The sequence below is a fragment of the Deinococcus detaillensis genome (assembly GCF_007280555.1).
Taxonomy (GTDB): Bacteria; Deinococcota; Deinococci; order Deinococcales; family Deinococcaceae; genus Deinococcus; species Deinococcus detaillensis.
Genome location: NZ_VKDB01000003.1, coordinates 244,235 through 261,912, shown reverse-complemented (window position 1 = coordinate 261,912; position 17,678 = coordinate 244,235). Strand labels below are relative to the sequence as shown.

Genomic DNA, 17,678 nt, shown 5'->3' with positions numbered 1-17,678 from the left:
TATTCATACAAGTCCAAATAGCTATGCGAAAAGAGAATTCTCCTCGTAAACTAGTTCCCGATTTTCAGGAGAGAGAAATGCCTTATAGAAAACAATCATATAATAGATATTATTCCAAACGAGTAAGTAGGGATGTCAGCCGGGAAAAAACCACAAACACTAGAAGTCTATCCCTAGGAATTGCTGGTGAATTTAAGATTATTGAAGCCAAATCAAGATTAGTGCAGCAAAACGGCAAGTGCTATTATTGCGGGAGAAAGCTAAGCTGGTACACAAGAAACCACAGGGCAGACCACAAAGCTATTGTTGAGCATTATATTCCTTTAAGTAAGGGTGGGAGAAATCACATTTCAAACGTCGTTATTTCGTGTACCTCCTGCAATTTGAGCAAAAGCACTAAGACTGGCTCAGAGTATATGGAAAATCGAAAAAGACTTGGACTTAAATCCTATATGCCTTTCCATTTTTCTGGAAGCTCCGCTGATTTGTACAGCCGGACCGTTGTAAAAGGAAATATATTCGACTACGGTTTTGCGTCACACACTGTGCATACCAAGGGAGATTCACAGGGCGAAAGTGTGTATGAAAATTCTTTAAGTTATAGACGATCGACACCGACGGATAAACATCTTGTTTTAAAGAACGAAACACCTTTGAGAGAGGTGTTTTATGGTGCAATTGTAAATGCTTTAAAAAATCTCGCTATACTCATAGGTCTAATAATAGCAATATTCGGCCTAGTTTACATCATTTGTATTATATAATCGAAGCGAAAAATCAAAAACGCCGATCGACTTCGAGGTCGTCGGCGTACGCTCTTTGTGGTGGAGCCAAGCAGGATCGAACTGCTGACCTCGTCATTGCGAACGACGCGCTCTCCCAGCTGAGCTATGGCCCCACGGCTGCCCAGTGTTGCTCAAGGCGAAAAAGAGCCTAGCACGGCCCTAACAAGGGCGCAAGGGGGCGGGAAGCAAAGACGTTCTCTTTTGCCCAGGCCGAGAGTCACTCTCAAAGACAAACGATAGGTGTAAGCTTTTTTGATGGAAGACCGCTTCGCTTATAAATTTGGCCGAGAAGGCATCACCTTCGACGACGTGCTGCTGCTGCCCCGGCACTCGCTGGTGTTGCCGCGCGACGTGAGTGTGCAGACCCAGCTCACCCGCCGTATCCGCCTCAACATTCCCTTTTTGTCGGCAGCGATGGATACCGTCACCGAAACGGCGATGGCCATAGCAATGGCCCGCGAGGGCGGGATCGGCGTGATTCACAAAAACATGCCGATTGACGCGCAGGCCGAGATGGTCCGCAAAGTCAAACGCAGCGAAAGCGGCATGATCGTCGACCCGATCACCCTGCCGCCCACCGCCAGCGTGCGCGAGGCCGACCGGATGATGGCCGAATACAAGATCAGCGGCGTGCCGATCACCGACACCGAGGGCAAGCTGCTGGGCATCATCACCAACCGCGACATGCGCTTTATAGACAACCTCGACCAGCCAATCGGCAACGTGATGACCCGTGAAAACCTGGTGACGGTGGCGGTGGGCACCGACCTCGAAGAAGCCCGCGAACTGTTCAAACGCAACCGCATCGAGAAATTGCTGGTCACTGAGGGCGAGTATCTGCGCGGCCTGATCACCATCAAGGACATCGAGAAAACCGTCAAGTACCCTGTTGCAGCCAAAGACGACTTGGGCCGCCTGCGGGTCGCCGCCGCCATCGGGGTCAGTGCCGACTTGATGGACCGGGCCGCCGCGCTGGTGGGGGCCGGAGCCGACGTGCTGGTGCTCGACAGCGCCCACGGCCACTCGCAAGGCATTCTCAGCGCCTTAGAGCAAATCAAAACCCGCTTTGACGTGGACGTGATCGCGGGCAATATTGCCACCAAGGAAGGCACCAAGGCCTTGATCGACGCCGGAGCGGACGCAGTCAAGGCCGGGATTGGGCCGGGGTCAATCTGTACCACCCGCATCGTCACCGGCGTGGGCGTGCCGCAGATCACCGCTATTTTTGAGGCCGCCGAGGCCGCCCGCGAAGCAGGCATCCCGGTAATCGCCGACGGCGGCATCAAGCAAACTGGCGACGCGGCCAAAGCCATTGCCGCCGGAGCGAGCGCCGTGATGATGGGCAGTATGCTCGCCGGCACCGACGAAGCGCCGGGCGAAGTGGTCTTGCGCGACGGCAGGCGCTACAAAAGCTACCGGGGCATGGGCAGCTTGGGCGCAATGGATCAGGGCAGCGCGGACCGCTATTTTCAGGATAAAAACAGTCAAGAGAAGGGTAGCAAGAAGTTCGTTCCCGAGGGCATCGAGGGAATTGTGGCCTACCGGGGCACGGCGGGCGAAGTGGTGTACCAATTTGTTGGCGGCCTCAGAAGCAGCATGGGCTACTGCGGCGCACCCGACTTGGAGAGCCTGCGCCGGGACGCTCAGTTCGTGCGAATCAGCTCTGCCAGCTTGATCGAGAGCCACCCGCACGGCGTGACGATTACGCAAGAAGCCCCGAATTACAGCCAGTAATTACATATGAAAGAGGGCGGGGCCGAGCGTGATTGATACTCGGCCCCGCCCTCTTTCAGACTCACAAAAAGGTCTTGACCTGCGCTTCGTAGCCCGCCGGATACACCGGAAACATCTGGCGGCCCTGGGTGTTCCAGAGGGCGTCGAAGTCGCGGTAGCTGAGATACGACACCGGCCCCACCATGCTGTCACTGACCCACATCACTCCAGCCTGATCGTCGTAGCCGCGCACCACCCGGAAGTGGTTGATATGGCCGGGGCGGTCATACCACTGCAACACGATCACCGGAATGCCCAGCGCCAGCAGTTTTTTGACTTGCCGGAGGCTGCCGCCGCGAATGGTGCGGGTTCTCAGGCCAAACTTGGCGAGTTCCGGGGCAATCGCGCTGACCTGCATATATTCGCCGCCCTGCCGAGTGGTCTGCTGAACGACGGCTTGGCTCAGCCGCACTTTATAAAAGCCCAGCACTGCCGAGAGAGCGCTGGGGCCGCAGTTGTTGTAGGTCTGGAAGTCAAAGGCCAGCCCTCTCAGGTAAGTTCTGAGCGGCAAGGCGTCCCCGAACGAAGCGACGTTGATGACCGGCGACCAGCCGACGAAACTGGCAACGGTGGCCGCCGGTTCATTTTTCCAGATGAGGGGGCCGCCGACAGGGCCGGAGACCTGCACTTTGGGCAGACCCGGCGGCAGAGCAGGCCGGGCCGGAATAGCGCTGGGCTTGATGGCTCCTTGGAGCGGCTGCGCTTTTTTCTGCGCCGCGCCGCCAGTAGGGAGCCGCAACTGCTGACCGACTTTGAGCGTGGAGCTGCTCAGACCGTTGAGTTTGAGCAAAGTCGCTGCGTCGATGCCTGCACGGCGGGAAAGTTGATAGAGGGTGTCGCCCGGCTGAACGGTATAACTGGCCGCTGAAGAACTGAGCGCCGAAGCAAAATCTCCCGCCAAGCACACGGCCAGAAGGGTGGTTGACAGAAGAGTGAGTTTCATCGCTATGTCATCATAAAAGCTTAATCCGCTCTTCGGATGAGGACGCAAAGCGCCCGAGCCGCTCAGGGACGGTATTTGAGAACTTTGTCACTTGATTCGGGCCCACTGAATTCACTACTGACAATTTGTCAATTAGCATCGAAAAAGAGTAGACTCACGGTATGAAAACAGCTTTTGCCGCCTTCTATTCCTCGCTGCGCGAACCGTGGAACAGCTTGACGCACTGGGCAGGCGCGGCCTTGGCCCTCGTGGCGCTGGCGGGAATGCTGGGGTACGCCGCCGCGCATCAGCTCAGCCTCTGGCCGTTCGTGGTGTACGGCCTGAGCATGGTGTTTTTGTATACGGCCTCGGCGTCTTACCATTCGTTCCGGGTCGGTGAACGCGCCCTGCTGCGCCTCAGAAAACTCGACCACAGCGCCATTTTTTTGCTGATCGCCGGAAGTTATACCCCGGTGGCTTACTTTGGCCTGAGCGGCATTTGGCAGAGCTTGGTGCTGTGGATCATCTGGGGCATAGCGCTGGCAGGCATTTTGCTCAAACTGCTGACCATGCGCCTGCCGAGGTGGATCAGCACCCTGCTTTACATTGTCATGGGTTGGACAGCCTTAGCTTTTTTGCCGCAGCTCGCCCGCAGCCTCAGCGGCGCGGCCCTGTTTTGGCTGGCGGCTGGCGGGGTGCTCTACAGCGTCGGCGCGGTCATCTACGGCACCAAACGCTGGAACCCGCGCCCCGGCGTCTTCGGCTTTCATGAAATCTGGCACCTGTTCGTGCTGGGCGGCACCGGAGCACACGTGGCGATGATGTTTACGCTGCGCTAGACAATGAGAAGAGGGCAGACCGCATAACGGGTCTCTTTCCTTCAACTTGAAACGCTAGACCCCTGCCAGCCCAAACAGCCAGCCCTGCACCGTGCCGATGATGTTGCTCAGCGGCCCACGCGCCAGCAAAATAAAGCCCATCACGATCAGGAAAGCGTAGGGCAGCCTCTCGAACTCCATCAAGCTGCGGCCCAGCGTATTGGGGAAAATGCCTGCCAAAATGCGCGAGCCGTCGAGCAGCGGAATAGGAATCAGGTTGAACACCGCCAGCACGACATTGACGCTGGCCACGATGCCCAAAATGGTGTCGCCCAGATTGCTTCCAGGCAAGACCTTGAGCAGCAGCACGCACAACAGGGCGATCAAGATGTTGCTGATCGGCCCCGCCGCTGCCACCGCCACCATGCCCCAGCGTCCCAGATTGTTGAAGTTGACCGGCACTGGACGGGCAAAACCGAAGCCTGCCACCAGCAGCAAAATGACGCCGAACGGATCGAGGTGCGCCAGCGGATTGAGCGTGACGCGGCCCATCCGCCGGGGTGTCGGGTCGCCCAAGCGGTCAGCCGTGTAGGCGTGGGCAAATTCGTGAGCCGTGAGCGATAACGTCAGCGCCAAAGCGATAATGACAAAAGCAGTAGGATTGGTGGTCAGCAGCGAAAGAAGGCCCATAGCGGCATTCTAGCGGCCCGCTGGGTGAGCATTGACCCGGTAAGCCTTGAATAAATCAGCGCCGCCGCAAACCGCTGACGGCTTAGCCCACTCAATTTAAGGGCCGGCTTTGGTTCAGATAGCGTTGGAACACATAAGCCAAAATGCTTATAGGCTTATACCTTTCGGCTAGTCGCATCATGTAGGATAGATGACTTTTTTTCCTGCCTAATAGTTTCATGATCTTAAGCGTGAATGTTTTTAGTGTGACGGCTACACCATGACCACCAATCTCGACCCGCCGCGCTGCGCCGCTGACGCCGACTCGGACGACCCCACCGAGCGGCTGCTGCGCTGCATGCAGAGGCTCCACCGCCTCGTCGCCGACCGCTTGATGGGGCATTTGCAAGGCGAGCTTCAAGAAGAAGATGTCAGCCTCACCCAGATGACGGCCCTTTACAAAGTTCGGGCGTTTATGCCGCTGAGCGTCACCGCACTGGCCGAACACCTTCATGTGAGCTTGCCCGCCACCAGCCAACTGATTCAGGAATTGGTGCGGCGCGGCTTGATGGAACGCAGCGAGAACCCCGACAACCGGCGTGAAAAGTTACTGGCGCTGAGCAGCAAAGGCCAGCAATTTCTGAGCATGAAAGAACGCAGCTTAATGGGCACTTACAGCGAAGTTTTCGGACAAGTCGATCCGGTCATCTTAATTCGCGCCGAGCAGGCCATCACCGCCCTCATTCAAGAAGCCCAAACCCTCCAAGCCCTCTCGCGCCCCGCCCTTCAGGAGAACCGATGACCCAGCCCGCTCCACCCACCCAAACGACCCGCTTAGAAGACCGCATCAATTACGCCGAAGTGCTGCCGCAGAGCACCAAAGTCCTGATTTTGATCGGCACTTTGCTGGGACTGTTCTTGGCAGCGCTCGACCAGACCATCGTCTCGACCTCACTGCCGCGCATCATCGCCGATCTCAACGGCCTCAACCTCTACGCGTGGGTCACGACGGCCTACCTGCTGGCCAGCACCGCGATGGTGCCGATCTACGGCAAACTCTCGGACATCTACGGACGCAAGCCAATTCTGCTGTTCGGCATCGTGGTCTTTTTGATCGGCTCGGCGCTGTGCGGCATGGCTGGTGAGCCCTGGTTCGGCAATTTATTTGGCAGCGGCATGATGCAGCTGATCGTCTTCCGGGGGCTGCAAGGCTTCGGGGCGGCGGCGCTGACCTCGGTGGCCTTTTCCATTATCGCCGACATTTTCGCGCCCGCCGAGCGTGCCAAGTATCAGGGCCTGTTCGGAGCCGTCTTCGGCATCTCCAGCGTGATTGGCCCCCTCCTCGGCGGCTTCCTGACCGACAACATCTCCTGGCGCTGGGTCTTTTACGTCAATTTGCCCGTCGGCCTGATTGCCATTGCCTTTATTACCAGCAAAATGCCGATTCTGGCCAGCGGCCTTAAACCCAAGATCGATTATGTGGGCGCACTCTTGGTGCTGACCTTCTCGGTGCCGCTGCTGCTGGCGCTGACCTTCGGCGCGGAAGCCAACTACGGCTGGACCAATTCCACCGTGCTGGCGCTGTTCGCTGCTTCGGTCGTTTCACTGATCTTGTTTTTGTTCGTCGAGTCGCGCCACGAAAGCCCGATTCTGCCACTCTCGCTGTTCAAGAACCCGACGTTTGCTTGGGGCGTCACCGCCCGCTTCTTTCTGGGCGCGGCTTTCCTCGGCGCGATCTTGTTTTTGAGCCTCTACCTCGTCAACGTGCAGGGCGTGAGCGCGACCAAGGCGGGTACCGCCACCATTCCGCTGACCATGGGCCTGATCTTCGGCTCCATCGTCAGCGGCCAGATCGCTTCCCGGCTCGGCATCTACAAGCCGCTGATCCTGGGGGGCCTGGCCCTGATGGTCGGCGGCTTTTACCTGCTCTCCACCCTCACCGCCGATACACCTTACTGGACCGTTATCGTGTTCATGGTGGTGCTGGGACTGGGGATCGGGCCGGCTTTGCCGCTTTACAACTTGGCGATTCAGAGTTCGGTGCAGCGCTGGGAAATCGGCGTGGCAACCTCCAGCGGCCAGTTCTTTCAGCAGATGGGCAGCACCATCGGCACCGCCGTTTTCGGCGCAGTGCTGACCAGCACCCTGGCGACCCAGCTCCCGGCTCAGCTCCGCGTCGCCGCGACGAACCAGAAGCCGGCTATTGCCGCGCAGCTCGAAACAGCCGCCGCGAGCGCCTCTAAAGCCAGCGCTTCTCAGGGAGGCGGCAGCGCCCCGACGCTGGACTCTATCAACGCCAAGATCAACGACGGCTTTGCCAAGACCTTCGGCAGCGTGCAGACCGCCGTGGAGAGCGGCAACCTGAGCGCTGTCACCCAGAATCAACTGCTGCCCGAGGGTCTCAGAAACGGCTTGGGCCAGATTCCCCCGGCGGCTCTTCAGACTCCGCAGGGCAAAGCGCAAGTGCTGGCGCGAATCAAGGCGCAGCTCGACACCGTTCAGGCCAGCACCCTGGCCGACGCCAAGACGACCTACAACCTGTCCAGCCGGGCTTTCAAGGTGGGCTTTGCCAACACCGTCAGCCGCATCTACCTGATCGCGATTTTCGTGGCGCTGCTGGCGTTCCTGACCACCCTGCCGATGCCCAACCTGAGGCTGCCCCGCAAAGGCGAGGGACCGGGCGGAGAACAGCGCGGCGGACTGGCCTCGATGGAAGGCTAAACGACTTCACTCTCACGCTTGAGCAAAGGAGGCGGGCCGCTGGGCTGCGCCTCCTTTGTGGTAACCGGCTTCCCGCTTGAGCGCCTCATCTGCGCTGAGCCTATATTAAAAACAGCAAATCTTACCCGCCGTTCACCTTCCTTCCACCCCCAAAGGAGCTGCACCCATGACCAAACCGGATGACAAGAATCCTACGCCTGTAGCCAACGCCCACGCCGTTCATTCCGAGGCGGTGAGCGGCAACCAACTCATTTACGCGCCCGTCGCGGAGGCCAGCGCCGACATCGGCGTGATTGGGCTGGCAGTTATGGGCGAGAATCTGATTCTCAACATGGCTTCCAAAGGTTTTATGGTGGCGGCTTTTAACCGCACCACCAGCAAGGTGGACGACTTCGTGGTGGGCCGCGCCAAAGGCCTGAGCATTTTGGGCGCGGACGACCTCCCGACCTTCATCAGCTTGCTCAAAAAGCCGCGCAAAGTGATGCTGATGGTCAAAGCTGGCCCCGCCGTGGACGCTTTTATTGACATGATCGCGCCCCTGCTGGACGAAGGCGACATCATCATCGATGGCGGCAACACCCACTTTCCCGACACGGTGCGGCGCGAGAAAGCGCTGGCCGAAAAAAACATTTTGTTTGTCGGCGCGGGCGTTTCCGGCGGTGAGGAAGGGGCGCTGACCGGCCCCAGCATCATGCCGGGCGGTAACGCCAAGGCTTGGCCGGAGGTGGGGCCGATCTTCCAAAAAATTGCCGCGCAGGTCGGCGGCCAGCCCTGCTGCGACTGGGTGGGCGAAGGCGGCGCGGGGCACTTTGTCAAGATGGTGCACAACGGCATCGAGTACGCCGACATGCAGATGATTTCTGAGGCGTACAGCCTGCTCAGCAGCGCACTGGGCTTATCAGCCCCTGAGATCGGCCAAATTTTTGACGAGTGGAATAAAGGCGAACTCGACAGTTACTTGATTGAAATTACCGCCGAAATTTTGCGGAAAGTAGATGACGAAACCGGCAAGCCGATGGTGGACGTGATTCTGGACACCGCCGGACAAAAAGGCACCGGGAAATGGACTTCGGTCACCGCGCTCGACGTGGGCGCACCGGCCAACACCATTGCCGAGGCAGTGTTCGCCCGCATCCTGAGTGCACTTAAAGACCAGCGGGTGGCCGCCAGCAAAGTGCTGCGCGGCCCCGACGCGGTGGAGTCCCCCGACAAAGACATCTTCGTGGAGCAAGTCCGGCAAGCCCTCTACGCCTCCAAAATCTGCTCGTATGCACAGGGCTTTCAAATGATGGAGTTGGCGGCCGCCGAGTACGGCTGGAAACTGAACTTCGGCAGCGTCGCTCAGATGTGGCGCGGCGGCTGCATCATCCGCGCCGCCTTTTTGGACAAGATCAAAGCCGCCTTCGACCAGAACGGCGAACTGCCCAACTTGCTGCTGGACAGCTATTTCACGGACGCGGTGGGAAGTGCTCAGGGAGCCTGGCGGCAAGTGGTGGCGGCCGCCGCCCTGCGCGGGGTGTGGGCCCCGGCTTTTTCCAGCGCTCTGGCTTATTACGACGGCTACCGCAGTGAGCGCCTCAGCGCCAATATTTTGCAGGCCCAGCGGGATTACTTCGGGGCGCACACCTACGAGCGGGTGGACAAGCCGCGCGGCGAGTTCTTCCATACCAACTGGACGGGACGGGGCGGAAGTACATCCAGCAGCACCTATAACGCTTGAGTTGGAAGGCGTTTTGGGCTTGAGCTTTTAGGCTAATGCGTCGGCTCCCCCTCCCCCCGCCCCTCCCCGATGGGGCGAGGGAGCTAGTCGCTGCGCTCGGCACTGTGTCTTCGCGGCGTTTCTATTGCCTCCTTCCTCCGGCGTTCTCCACGGCTGGGCCTTCGGTAGCGTTCTGGCCGCCGCGTTTAAGACTGGGCCAGTCAGTGAAGTGGGAAGGCGAAGGTTGACTTCGCTTTAGCCCCTCCCGCTTGAGGGGGGAGGTTGGGAGGGGGTGAGTAAGTGAAGCGATTGCCCTTCCCCTCCTCACCGCCCACCTCCATCTCCGCAACACCACCACAACCCACAGGTAAGGCCCGCCGTCCGAAAGGAAAGCGGGCCTTACTTGCTTGTATGACTAATTGGATGAACACTGAACCGCTGAGAACCTGTAATGGCGTGGCAGAGAAAAACGGACAAAGCCGCCTCCAACAGCTCCCCCTGGCCCCTCCAAGGGGCTAGGGGGTTGGGGGGTGTGGGTGGGCCGTCTGCCAAGACAAAAAACCCTTGCCTCACACCCAACCCGCTTAAGCTGTGACCATCTCCGCCGCGAACTTGGCCGTCACTGCCCGGCTGATAATCATGCGTTGCACCTCGCTGGTGCCCTCGCCGATGGTGGTCAGGCGGTTGTCGCGCCAGAAGCGCTCGACGGGGTACTCCTTGATGTAGCCGTAGCCGCCCAGCATCTGAATGGCACTGTCACAGGCGGCCAGTCCCTTTTCGGTGGCAAACAACTTGGCCCGCGACGCCGCGACCGTGAAATCGCGTCCGGCGTCTTTGAGATCGGCGGCCTTGCGGATCAGGAGTCTTGCCGCTTCCAGCTCGGTGTCCATGTCGGCCAGGCGGAAGCTCAGCGCCTGATTGAGCGCAATCGGCTTGCCGAACTGCTCGCGTTCCATGCCGTACTTGGTGGCAAACTCAAGCGCGGCGCGGCCCAGTCCCAGCCCCATCGAGCCGATGCCGATGCGTCCGCCGTCCAGCACCTTCATCACGTCTTTGAACGCTTGACCGCGTGCGCCCAGCAGGGCGTCGGCGGACAGGTGAATATTCTCGAAAACCAGTTGGGCGGTGTCGCTGCTGCGCAGGCCCAGCTTGTCTTCCTTGCGGCCCACGCTAAAGCCCTCCACTTCATCCCGGTTAAAGACAAACGCGCTGATGCCGTCGTTTTTGCCTTTGCCGGCTCTCGGCGCGTCGGTGCGGGCCAAGACGACGTAGGTTCCGGCCACGCTGCCCTGCGTGATGAAGTTCTTGGAGCCGTTGAGAATCCAGCTTCCGTCCGGCTGCTCCACGGCGCGGGTGGCGAGGCCGCCGCTGTCTGAGCCGCTGCCGGGTTCGGTCAGGCCCCACGCGCCCAGCTTGATGGCGGCGGCGAGATCGGGCAAGAACTTCTGCTTTTGCGCTTCGGTGCCGCCGATCAAGATATGGCCCTGGCACAGCGAGTTGTGCGAGGCGACGGTCAAGCACAGCGAGCCGTCGTAAACCGCGATTTCTTCGATAATCATCGCGAATGTGGGGGTGTCCAACTCCGAGCCGCCGTACTCTGCGGGCGTCTGAGCACCCATGATGCCCATTTCGCCCAGACTTTTGACGATCTGCATCGGAAATTCGCCGGTCTGGTCGCGCTCTGCCGAGCCGGGAGCCACTTCTTTTTTGAGGAAGGCGGTGAGGGCGCTGAGAATGGTGCGCTGGTCGTCGGTCAAATCGTGGGGAAGGGTCGTCATTTTGGTTCTCCTTGTGGATATGGGATCGTGAAGTATGGGGCGGGCGGGTGGTGAGGGCCAGCAAACTGTTCACATTCGGATATGCCCAAGCACCACCTCCAGCGCGTCGGGGTTTTCTAAGCTGCTCATATCGCCGCGCACTTCGCCGTGTTCCAAGAGGTCGCGCAGCAAGCGGCGCATGATCTTGCCGCTGCGGGTACGTGGCAGTGTCGGCACCACGTAGACGGCGGCGGGGCGGGCGTATTTGCCCACGCCAGCCACGATGGCTTCGGCCAGTTCTTCGCTGAGTTGCCTGCCCTCCCACGCTCCCGCACGCGGCACCACGAAGGCCACCGGCACCGCGCCGCGCAGCTCGTCGGACTGCGCCACCACCGCCGCCTCGCTGACCGCCGGGTGGGTGATCAGGGCGGCTTCCAGCTCCATGGTGCCGATGCGGTGGCCCGACACGTTCATCACGTCGTCTATCCGGCCCGTCACCCAGAGCTGGCCATCTTCGTCGAGCATGGCGGCGTCGGCGCTGGCGTAGCGGCCCGGAAACTCGCTGAAATAGGTCTCATGGTAGCGCTCCGAGCTGCCCCAGACCGTGCGGGCGAGGCAGGGAAACGGCTCGGTCAGCGTCAGGACACCGAGTTGACCGGCGGCCACCGGCTGGCCGTCTTCGCCCACGACCTCGGCGCGGTAGCCGGGCAGCGCTTCGCCGCACGAACCGGCCTTGGTATCGGTCGCGCCGACGATGGCCGAGGCCCAGGCGGTGCCGGTTTCGGTTTGGCCGTAGGTGTTGTTGACAAAAGCCCCAAAAGTGTCCGCTGTCCAGTGCCACGTTTCGGGGTCGAGCGGCTCGCCCACCAGCGAGATGAGTTCCACTTTGCTCAGGTCGCGGCCTGCCAAAGCACTTTGTCCGGCGCGGCGCAGCATCCGCAGAGCGGTGGGGGCGGTAAAAATCTTGTTGACGCCGTACTTCTCCACCAGCTCATATGGGCGGCTGGGGCTGGGCGTGTCGATGCTGCCCTCGTAGAGCACCTGCGTGACGCCGTGGGCCATCCCGCCGACCAGCGCGAAGATCGGCGAGGTCAGCCAGCCGACATCCGCCGTACACCAGTAGTTGTCTTCTGGGCGCAGGTTGAGCGACCATTTGACGTTGGCGTAAGTGCCGACCAGAAAGCCGAGGCCCGAATGCACCAGCCCCTTGGGTTTGCTGGTGGTGCCGGAGGTGTAGATGATGAAGCCGGGTTCGTTGGCCTCCAGCATTACAGGCGCGGCGAGGCGGCGGGTGCGGGCCATCAGATCGGCCCAATCATGTTCGTTGCAGCCTTGTTCGTCCGGCTGTTGAGTCACGTCCGAGTTCAGGCGGTTGATGACGATCACGTGCTCGATGCTGTCGATGCCACGCCGCGCCTCAGTCAGCACCGACTTGAGCGCCACCACTTTGCCGCGCCGCAACGTGCCGTCTGCCACGATGACCACTTTGGGACGGGCGTCCTCTAAGCGGTCACGCACCGCCGCCGCCGAGAAGCCCGCAAAAATCACCGAGTAGACCGCGCCGATGCGGTAGCAGGCGTGAATGGCGATGAAGGCTTCGGGGATATTGGAGAGCAGCAGCGACACCCTATCGCCCTTTTGCACACCCATGTCTTCCAGCACGGCGGCAAAGCGGGCGGTTTCGGTGGTGAGTTGCTGATATGTCCACGTTTCGGTCAGTCCGTCCTCGCGCTCGTAGTGCAGAGCCACTTTGTCGGGCGTTTTCTCGGCGTGGCGGTCCAAGCAGTTGACGCTGACATTGCCCTTCGCGCCCACGAAGTAGCGGAAGTCGCCCAGCTCACCGTCTAGGATTTTCGTCCAGCGCTCGTCCCATTCCAGTTCGCTCGCCATTTCAGCCCAGTATTCGGTGGGCGGCAAGGCTTTCAGACGCTCGGCTTCCTGCGGCGTCACCGGAGCCTGACGCCGCAGAGCGTCGCTGGGAGGGATCAGAGGCTGGTCGAGCAGGGGGGGCTGGGTGCTCATAAGGCTCCTTGAAAACCGCATTTGTGCTGGGTGGCCCGTGGGAAAAACAAGTCCGCCATGCTCACACCTGGAACACTCCCACCTTGAATTCCTCCAACTTAGCCTGCCCCGCGCAGACTTCCAAGGCGCGGATCAGGCGCTCGCGGGTGTCGCCGGGTTTGATGATCTCGTCGACCCACAACCGCGAGGCGGCGTAACGGGGGTCGAGTTCGGTGTCGTACTTGCCCTTGACCTCGTTGTAGAGGCGCAAAAGTTCTTCATCGTCCGGCTGGTGTCCGGCGCGTTTGAGAGCGGCCAGTTGAATATCCAGCAGGGTTTTGGCCGCCGCGTTGCCGCTCATCACCGCGTATTTGGCGCTGGGCCAAGCGAACAGGAAACGTGGGCCGAAGGCTTTGCCGTTCATGGCGTAATTGCCCGCCCCAAAGCTGCCGCCCGTGATCAGCGTGAGCTTGGGCACCACCGAGTTGCTCACGGCGTTGACCAGCTTGGCCCCGCGCCGGATGATGCCTTCTTGCTCCGAGTCGCGGCCCACCATAAAGCCGGTCACGTCCGACACGAAGATGAGGGGCGTTCCGGCTTGGTTGGCATCCAGAATGAAGCGGGCGGCTTTGTCGGCGCTGTCGCCGTAGATGACGCCGCCGACCTCGATGCGGGTTCGCAGGCCCGGCTCGCCGCCCGCCTTGAGCTTTTTCTTGATGACGGTGCGCTGGTTGGCCACGTACGCCACCGGATAGCCGCCCAGCCGCGCAAAGCCGCACACCAGCGTCTCGCCGTACTCGGCCTTGAACTCCTGAAAGCTGCTCTCCCCTTCCGGCGTCATGTCGCTGATGGCGGCGATGAGGTCGCGCACGTCGTAGGGCTTGGCCGAATCGAAAGCCACCAAATCGGTCAGATCCGAGTTGGACGGCGGCAAGACTTCCCTTCTGCGCTTGGCCCAGCCCGCCACGTCGCCCTCAGCGTAGAGGTCGGCCAGCGAACGCAGGCGCTTGATGGCCGCGTCGTCGTCGGGCTCACGGTAGTCCACCGTTCCAGCAATCTGGGCATGCATGGCCGCGCCGCCGAGGTCTTCGGAGTCCACGGTTTGCCCAATCGCGGCTTTGACCAGCGCCGGGCCAGCCAGATACAACCCGCTCCCCTCAGTCATGATCAGCGTGTCGCACATCACCGGTAAGTAAGCTCCGCCCGCCACGCAGTTGCCCATGATGGCCGCGAGCTGCGGAATGCCGGCGGCGCTCATGCGGGCATTCAGGTAAAAGACCCGCCCGAAGTCGTCCTGATCGGGGAAAATCTCATCTTGCATCGGCAAGTACACGCCCGCCGAGTCGACGAGGTACATCACCGGCAAGTGGTTTTCAAAGGCGATGGTCTGCGCCCGAATGACTTTCTTGGCAGTGATCGGAAAGAATGCGCCCGCCTTGACGGTGGCGTCATTGGCGATCATCATCCAGGGCCGCCCGTGAACCATGCCGATGCCCGTCACCGTACCGCCGCTGGGGCAGCCGCCCACATCGGTGTACATTTCCCAACCGGCGAAGGTCATCAGCTCGTCAAACGGCGTCCCCTCGTCCACCAGGCGGCTGATGCGTTCGCGGGCGGTCAGCCGGTTTTTATCGTGCTGGCGCTGCTGGGCCTTGGGGCCGCCGCCAAGTCGGACTTGGGCGGCGTCGGTGTCGAGGCGGGTCAGGGCGTCAGCCCATAAGCTGGTGGTGGTCTGGGTCATGAGGATTCCTTCTGTACGGGTTGTTTTTGCGCTGGTTGTTTTTGCATCAGGGCGCTGCGCTTACACTGCGCCACCAGTTCGCCGCGCTGATTAAAGGCGCGGTGCTCGAAGGTGACGATTCCGGCTTCCGGGCGTGAGCCAGATTCCCGGCGGGCCACCACTTCACTCTCGGCACGCAGGGTGTCGCCGTGCTTGACCGGCTTGGGAAAGCTGATCTCCGAAAAGCCCAGATTGGCGACCAGCGTGCCCAAGGTCAGTTCGTAGACGCTCAGGCCGACGAGCAAACTCAGCGTCAGCATGGAATTGACCAATCGCTCCCCAAACTCGGTCTGGGCAGCGTACTCGGCGTCGAGGTGCAGCGGCTGGGGATTCATGGTCATGGTCGTAAACAGCACGTTGTCGGCCTCGGTGAGGGTGCGGGTCACGTAGTGCCGAATCACCGTGCCGACCGGCAGTTCTTCAAAGTATTTACCGGGTGGACGGGAGGTGCCGGATGGCTGGCTCACGCTTCCACCTCCGCGCTCGCCAGAACTGCCCGCGCCCGCACCAGCATCGGCGCGTCAACCATCTGACCCTCGAAGGCAATCACGCCGCGCCCCTGCTGCTGACCCTGCTCGTAAGCGGCCAGCAGCGCCCAAGCCCGCTTGATTTCTTCCGGTGAAGGGCTAAACACTTCATGCGCCAGCGCCACCTGCGCCGGATGGATGCACAGCTTGCCGCCGTAGCCGAGCGAGCGGCCCACCCTGGCATCTTCCAGAAAAGCGGCGTCGTCGCGCAGTTTGGTCACCACGATGTCGAAGGCCGCCACGCCAAAGAGCCGCGCCAGCATCGCTACCCGTGAGCGTGGGTACAGCACTTCCAAGCCCGCTGCGGTTCGCACGCCGCCCAGATCGGCCACGTAATCTTCAGCGCCGAAATAAGCCGAGGTGACTGCCGCTCTGACTGCGCCTTTATCTGAGCCTTGCAGCAGCTCGCCTGCGTTTTCCACTCCGGCCACCGTTTCCAGTCCGGCCATGATCTGGAGGTGGGCCAGGCCACGCGCCCCGAACTGCTCGACCGCTTCTTCCAAGTCTGAGGCGCGTTCGAGTTTGGGCAGCACCACACCCGCCAGCGTAGGCGTCAAAGCGTCCAAGTCGTCGGCGAAATAAGGCGACTGAACGGCATTCAGGCGCAGATAAACTGCCTGCTCGGGATGGTGGGCAGCCAACCAGACTTGGGCTTCCTTCGCCACCTGTCTGGCCTGCTGCTTGGCCTCCGCGCTGTCCGGCACGGCGTCTTCCAAGTCCAAAATGGCCAAGTCAGGCCGTGAGCGCGGCAGTTTTTTGAGGACTTCGAGTTGATTGGCGGGAGCAAACAGAGCGCTTCGGTAACGCTGTGAACGGACAGTGGGCGAACTCATGAATGCTCCTCGAACACGCGGCCAACCTTTGAATCCTGTAAAGTTCAACCGCTCGGTTGGATTTTTAATAGTCCGAGCTTAACACGGCGCGGTGCGCGGGCGCTAGGGTCAGGTGATGAGTGTGCGGCAAAGGCGATCAGAGAGTCTGAAAGTGCAGCAAAAAGTGCAGGCCCGCCGGCGGGAGATCTACGCCGCCGCCGCCGAACTGTTCAGTACGCAAGGCTACCGCGCCGCGTCGATGCGCGAACTCGCCGCCGCGCTGGGCATGAGCAAGGCCAGTTTGTATCACTATGTCCAGAGCAAAGAAGAACTCCTGACGCTGCTTTATACCGAGGTCATCGCCGAAAACACCGCCATCATGCAGGCAGTGATCGACCTCGGCCTCAGCGCCGCCGAAACACTGCGCGAAGTCTTGGTGCAGCGCGTGCTCTACACCATTACCCGTCAACGTCTGCTGCGGGTCTTTTATGAAGAAGAACTGGAATTGCCGCCCGCCGTCAGCGGCCCGATGCGTCAGGAGAGAGAGCACTACGAGCAGACTCTGCTCAGCGTGGTGCAGCGCGGGCTGGACGAAGGCGTGCTGACCTCGCCGGTCTCGGCGCAGATGACTGCCAATATTTTGCTGGGGGCCGTCAACTGGACTTACCGCTGGTACAAAGCGGGAGGGCCGCTGCGTGCGCGTGAATTTGCGGAGGGAGTGGCAGATACAGCCATGGGCGGAATCGTGTCCCCATCAACGCTCACGGCCGATCTCGTCAAGGGTTAGAGCGAACGTTGACGGTGGAGCTGAGCTGGGGCTCCGCTTAGTTGCGCGGCCAATACACCAAGCAGGCTCACACCTTGACCCTGCGGCTCACAGCCAGCGGAAAGCCAGAAACGCTGCCACCACGCCGATGATGCCGCCCACCAGCACTTCCAGGTAAGTGTGGCCCAGCAGCACCTTCAGCGGCTTGGGCGCAAAGCCTTCGCGCACCACTGCCCGCAGCTCGGCCACCAGTTCGTTGATCAGGCGGGCTTGCTGGCCGCTGCTGTGGCGCACGCCAGTGGCGTCGTACATCACGATCAGGGCAAAGGTGGTCACCACCGCGAAGAGCGGGCTGCCCAGCCCTTCGGTAAGAGCCACGCCGGTGGTCAAGGCCGACACCATGGCGCTGTGGCTGCTGGGCATTCCGCCGGTCTCCAAGGCTTTTTCGGGACGCCAACGCCGCTCGAAGAGCAAAATCAGCAGCACCTTGACGATTTGCGCTCCGGTACTCGAAAACACGGCAGTCCACAGCCAGCGGTTGCTCAGCAGCTCAGCAAGCGAATTCATGGGGCAGCTCTACAAGAAGGCGTCACAGTTGGCACTGAGTTTAGCGGCGAAAACTGAGAAAGCCTACTCGCCTACTTGCTC

General features: G+C 60.8%; 15 protein-coding genes and 1 tRNA gene. 7 read left to right on the top strand and 9 right to left on the bottom strand.

Translation table 11 applies throughout. The annotated features are described in order from the left end of the window. Nucleotides 1-77 precede the first annotated feature (77 nt). Nucleotides 78-764, top strand: a complete 687-nt coding sequence (locus tag FNU79_RS05280) for an HNH endonuclease (protein WP_185974605.1) — start codon at nt 78-80, stop codon at nt 762-764. A 58-nt stretch (nt 765-822) separates the two neighbouring features. Here FNU79_RS05280 and FNU79_RS05275 read toward each other — a convergent pair. Beyond that, nucleotides 823-898: transfer RNA gene (locus FNU79_RS05275), tRNA-Ala, on the bottom strand. A gap of 142 nt (nt 899-1,040) precedes the next feature. On the opposite strand from FNU79_RS05275, the gene guaB reads away from it, so the two are divergent. Next, the gene (gene guaB / locus FNU79_RS05270; RefSeq protein WP_143719838.1) at nt 1,041-2,519 is read left to right on the top strand and encodes an IMP dehydrogenase; all 1,479 of its coding nucleotides are present in this window, start codon (nt 1,041-1,043) and stop codon (nt 2,517-2,519) included. Between the two features lie 61 nt (nt 2,520-2,580). On the opposite strand, the gene FNU79_RS05265 is transcribed toward guaB, so the two are convergent. After that, the gene (locus FNU79_RS05265) at nt 2,581-3,501 is read right to left on the bottom strand and encodes a LysM peptidoglycan-binding domain-containing protein (protein ID WP_143719837.1); all 921 of its coding nucleotides are present in this window, start codon (nt 3,499-3,501) and stop codon (nt 2,581-2,583) included. A gap of 161 nt (nt 3,502-3,662) precedes the next feature. On the opposite strand from FNU79_RS05265, the gene trhA reads away from it, so the two are divergent. Next, a complete protein-coding gene (gene trhA, locus FNU79_RS05260) occupies nt 3,663-4,319 on the top strand; it encodes a PAQR family membrane homeostasis protein TrhA (protein ID WP_143719836.1) in 657 nt (218 codons plus the stop codon). A gap of 54 nt (nt 4,320-4,373) precedes the next feature. Here trhA and FNU79_RS05255 read toward each other — a convergent pair whose 3' ends face one another. Then, a complete protein-coding gene (locus tag FNU79_RS05255; protein ID WP_143719835.1) occupies nt 4,374-4,988 on the bottom strand; it encodes a site-2 protease family protein in 615 nt (204 codons plus the stop codon). Nucleotides 4,989-5,247: 259 nt separating this feature from the next. Here FNU79_RS05255 and FNU79_RS05250 point away from each other — a divergent pair, with 259 nt between their 5' ends. The 3 genes from FNU79_RS05250 to gnd all read left to right on the top strand — a co-directional run bounded on the left by FNU79_RS05250 (nt 5,248) and on the right by gnd (nt 9,408). After that, the gene (locus FNU79_RS05250) at nt 5,248-5,769 is read left to right on the top strand and encodes a MarR family winged helix-turn-helix transcriptional regulator (RefSeq protein WP_143719834.1); all 522 of its coding nucleotides are present in this window, start codon (nt 5,248-5,250) and stop codon (nt 5,767-5,769) included. Next, nucleotides 5,766-7,688 (top strand): MDR family MFS transporter, encoded by a 1,923-nt coding sequence (locus tag FNU79_RS05245; protein ID WP_143719833.1) that lies wholly within the window; start codon nt 5,766-5,768, stop codon nt 7,686-7,688. The genes FNU79_RS05250 and FNU79_RS05245 overlap by 4 nt, the downstream gene beginning before the upstream one ends. Nucleotides 7,689-7,854: 166 nt before the next feature. Beyond that, nucleotides 7,855-9,408, top strand: coding sequence for a decarboxylating NADP(+)-dependent phosphogluconate dehydrogenase (gene gnd / locus FNU79_RS05240; RefSeq protein WP_143719832.1), 1,554 nt, complete (start codon nt 7,855-7,857; stop codon nt 9,406-9,408). A gap of 563 nt (nt 9,409-9,971) precedes the next feature. On the opposite strand, the gene FNU79_RS05235 is transcribed toward gnd, so the two are convergent. The 5 genes from FNU79_RS05235 to FNU79_RS05215 form a co-directional block, all read right to left on the bottom strand. Further along, nucleotides 9,972-11,165, bottom strand: a complete 1,194-nt coding sequence (locus FNU79_RS05235) for an acyl-CoA dehydrogenase family protein (RefSeq protein WP_143719831.1) — start codon at nt 11,163-11,165, stop codon at nt 9,972-9,974. Between the two features lie 69 nt (nt 11,166-11,234). Then, nucleotides 11,235-13,166 (bottom strand): acetate--CoA ligase, encoded by a 1,932-nt coding sequence (locus tag FNU79_RS05230; protein ID WP_143719830.1) that lies wholly within the window; start codon nt 13,164-13,166, stop codon nt 11,235-11,237. A gap of 61 nt (nt 13,167-13,227) precedes the next feature. Further along, entirely contained in the window at nt 13,228-14,886 is a 1,659-nt protein-coding gene (locus tag FNU79_RS05225; protein ID WP_143719829.1) for an acyl-CoA carboxylase subunit beta, read from the bottom strand. Further along, on the bottom strand, nt 14,883-15,392 hold the full coding sequence (locus tag FNU79_RS05220) for a MaoC family dehydratase (protein ID WP_143719828.1): 510 nt from the start codon (nt 15,390-15,392) through the stop codon (nt 14,883-14,885). Before FNU79_RS05220 ends, FNU79_RS05225 begins: the two co-directional genes overlap by 4 nt. After that, a complete protein-coding gene (locus FNU79_RS05215; RefSeq protein ID WP_143719827.1) occupies nt 15,389-16,285 on the bottom strand; it encodes an HpcH/HpaI aldolase/citrate lyase family protein in 897 nt (298 codons plus the stop codon). The genes FNU79_RS05220 and FNU79_RS05215 overlap by 4 nt, the downstream gene beginning before the upstream one ends. 115 nt (nt 16,286-16,400) lie before the next feature. Between FNU79_RS05215 and FNU79_RS05210 the strand changes: the two genes are divergently transcribed. Further along, nucleotides 16,401-17,051 (top strand): TetR/AcrR family transcriptional regulator, encoded by a 651-nt coding sequence (locus FNU79_RS05210; RefSeq protein ID WP_143719826.1) that lies wholly within the window; start codon nt 16,401-16,403, stop codon nt 17,049-17,051. An 87-nt stretch (nt 17,052-17,138) separates the two neighbouring features. On the opposite strand, the gene FNU79_RS05205 is transcribed toward FNU79_RS05210, so the two are convergent. Then, nucleotides 17,139-17,597 (bottom strand): divergent PAP2 family protein, encoded by a 459-nt coding sequence (locus FNU79_RS05205; protein ID WP_143719825.1) that lies wholly within the window; start codon nt 17,595-17,597, stop codon nt 17,139-17,141. Nucleotides 17,598-17,678 lie beyond the last annotated feature (81 nt).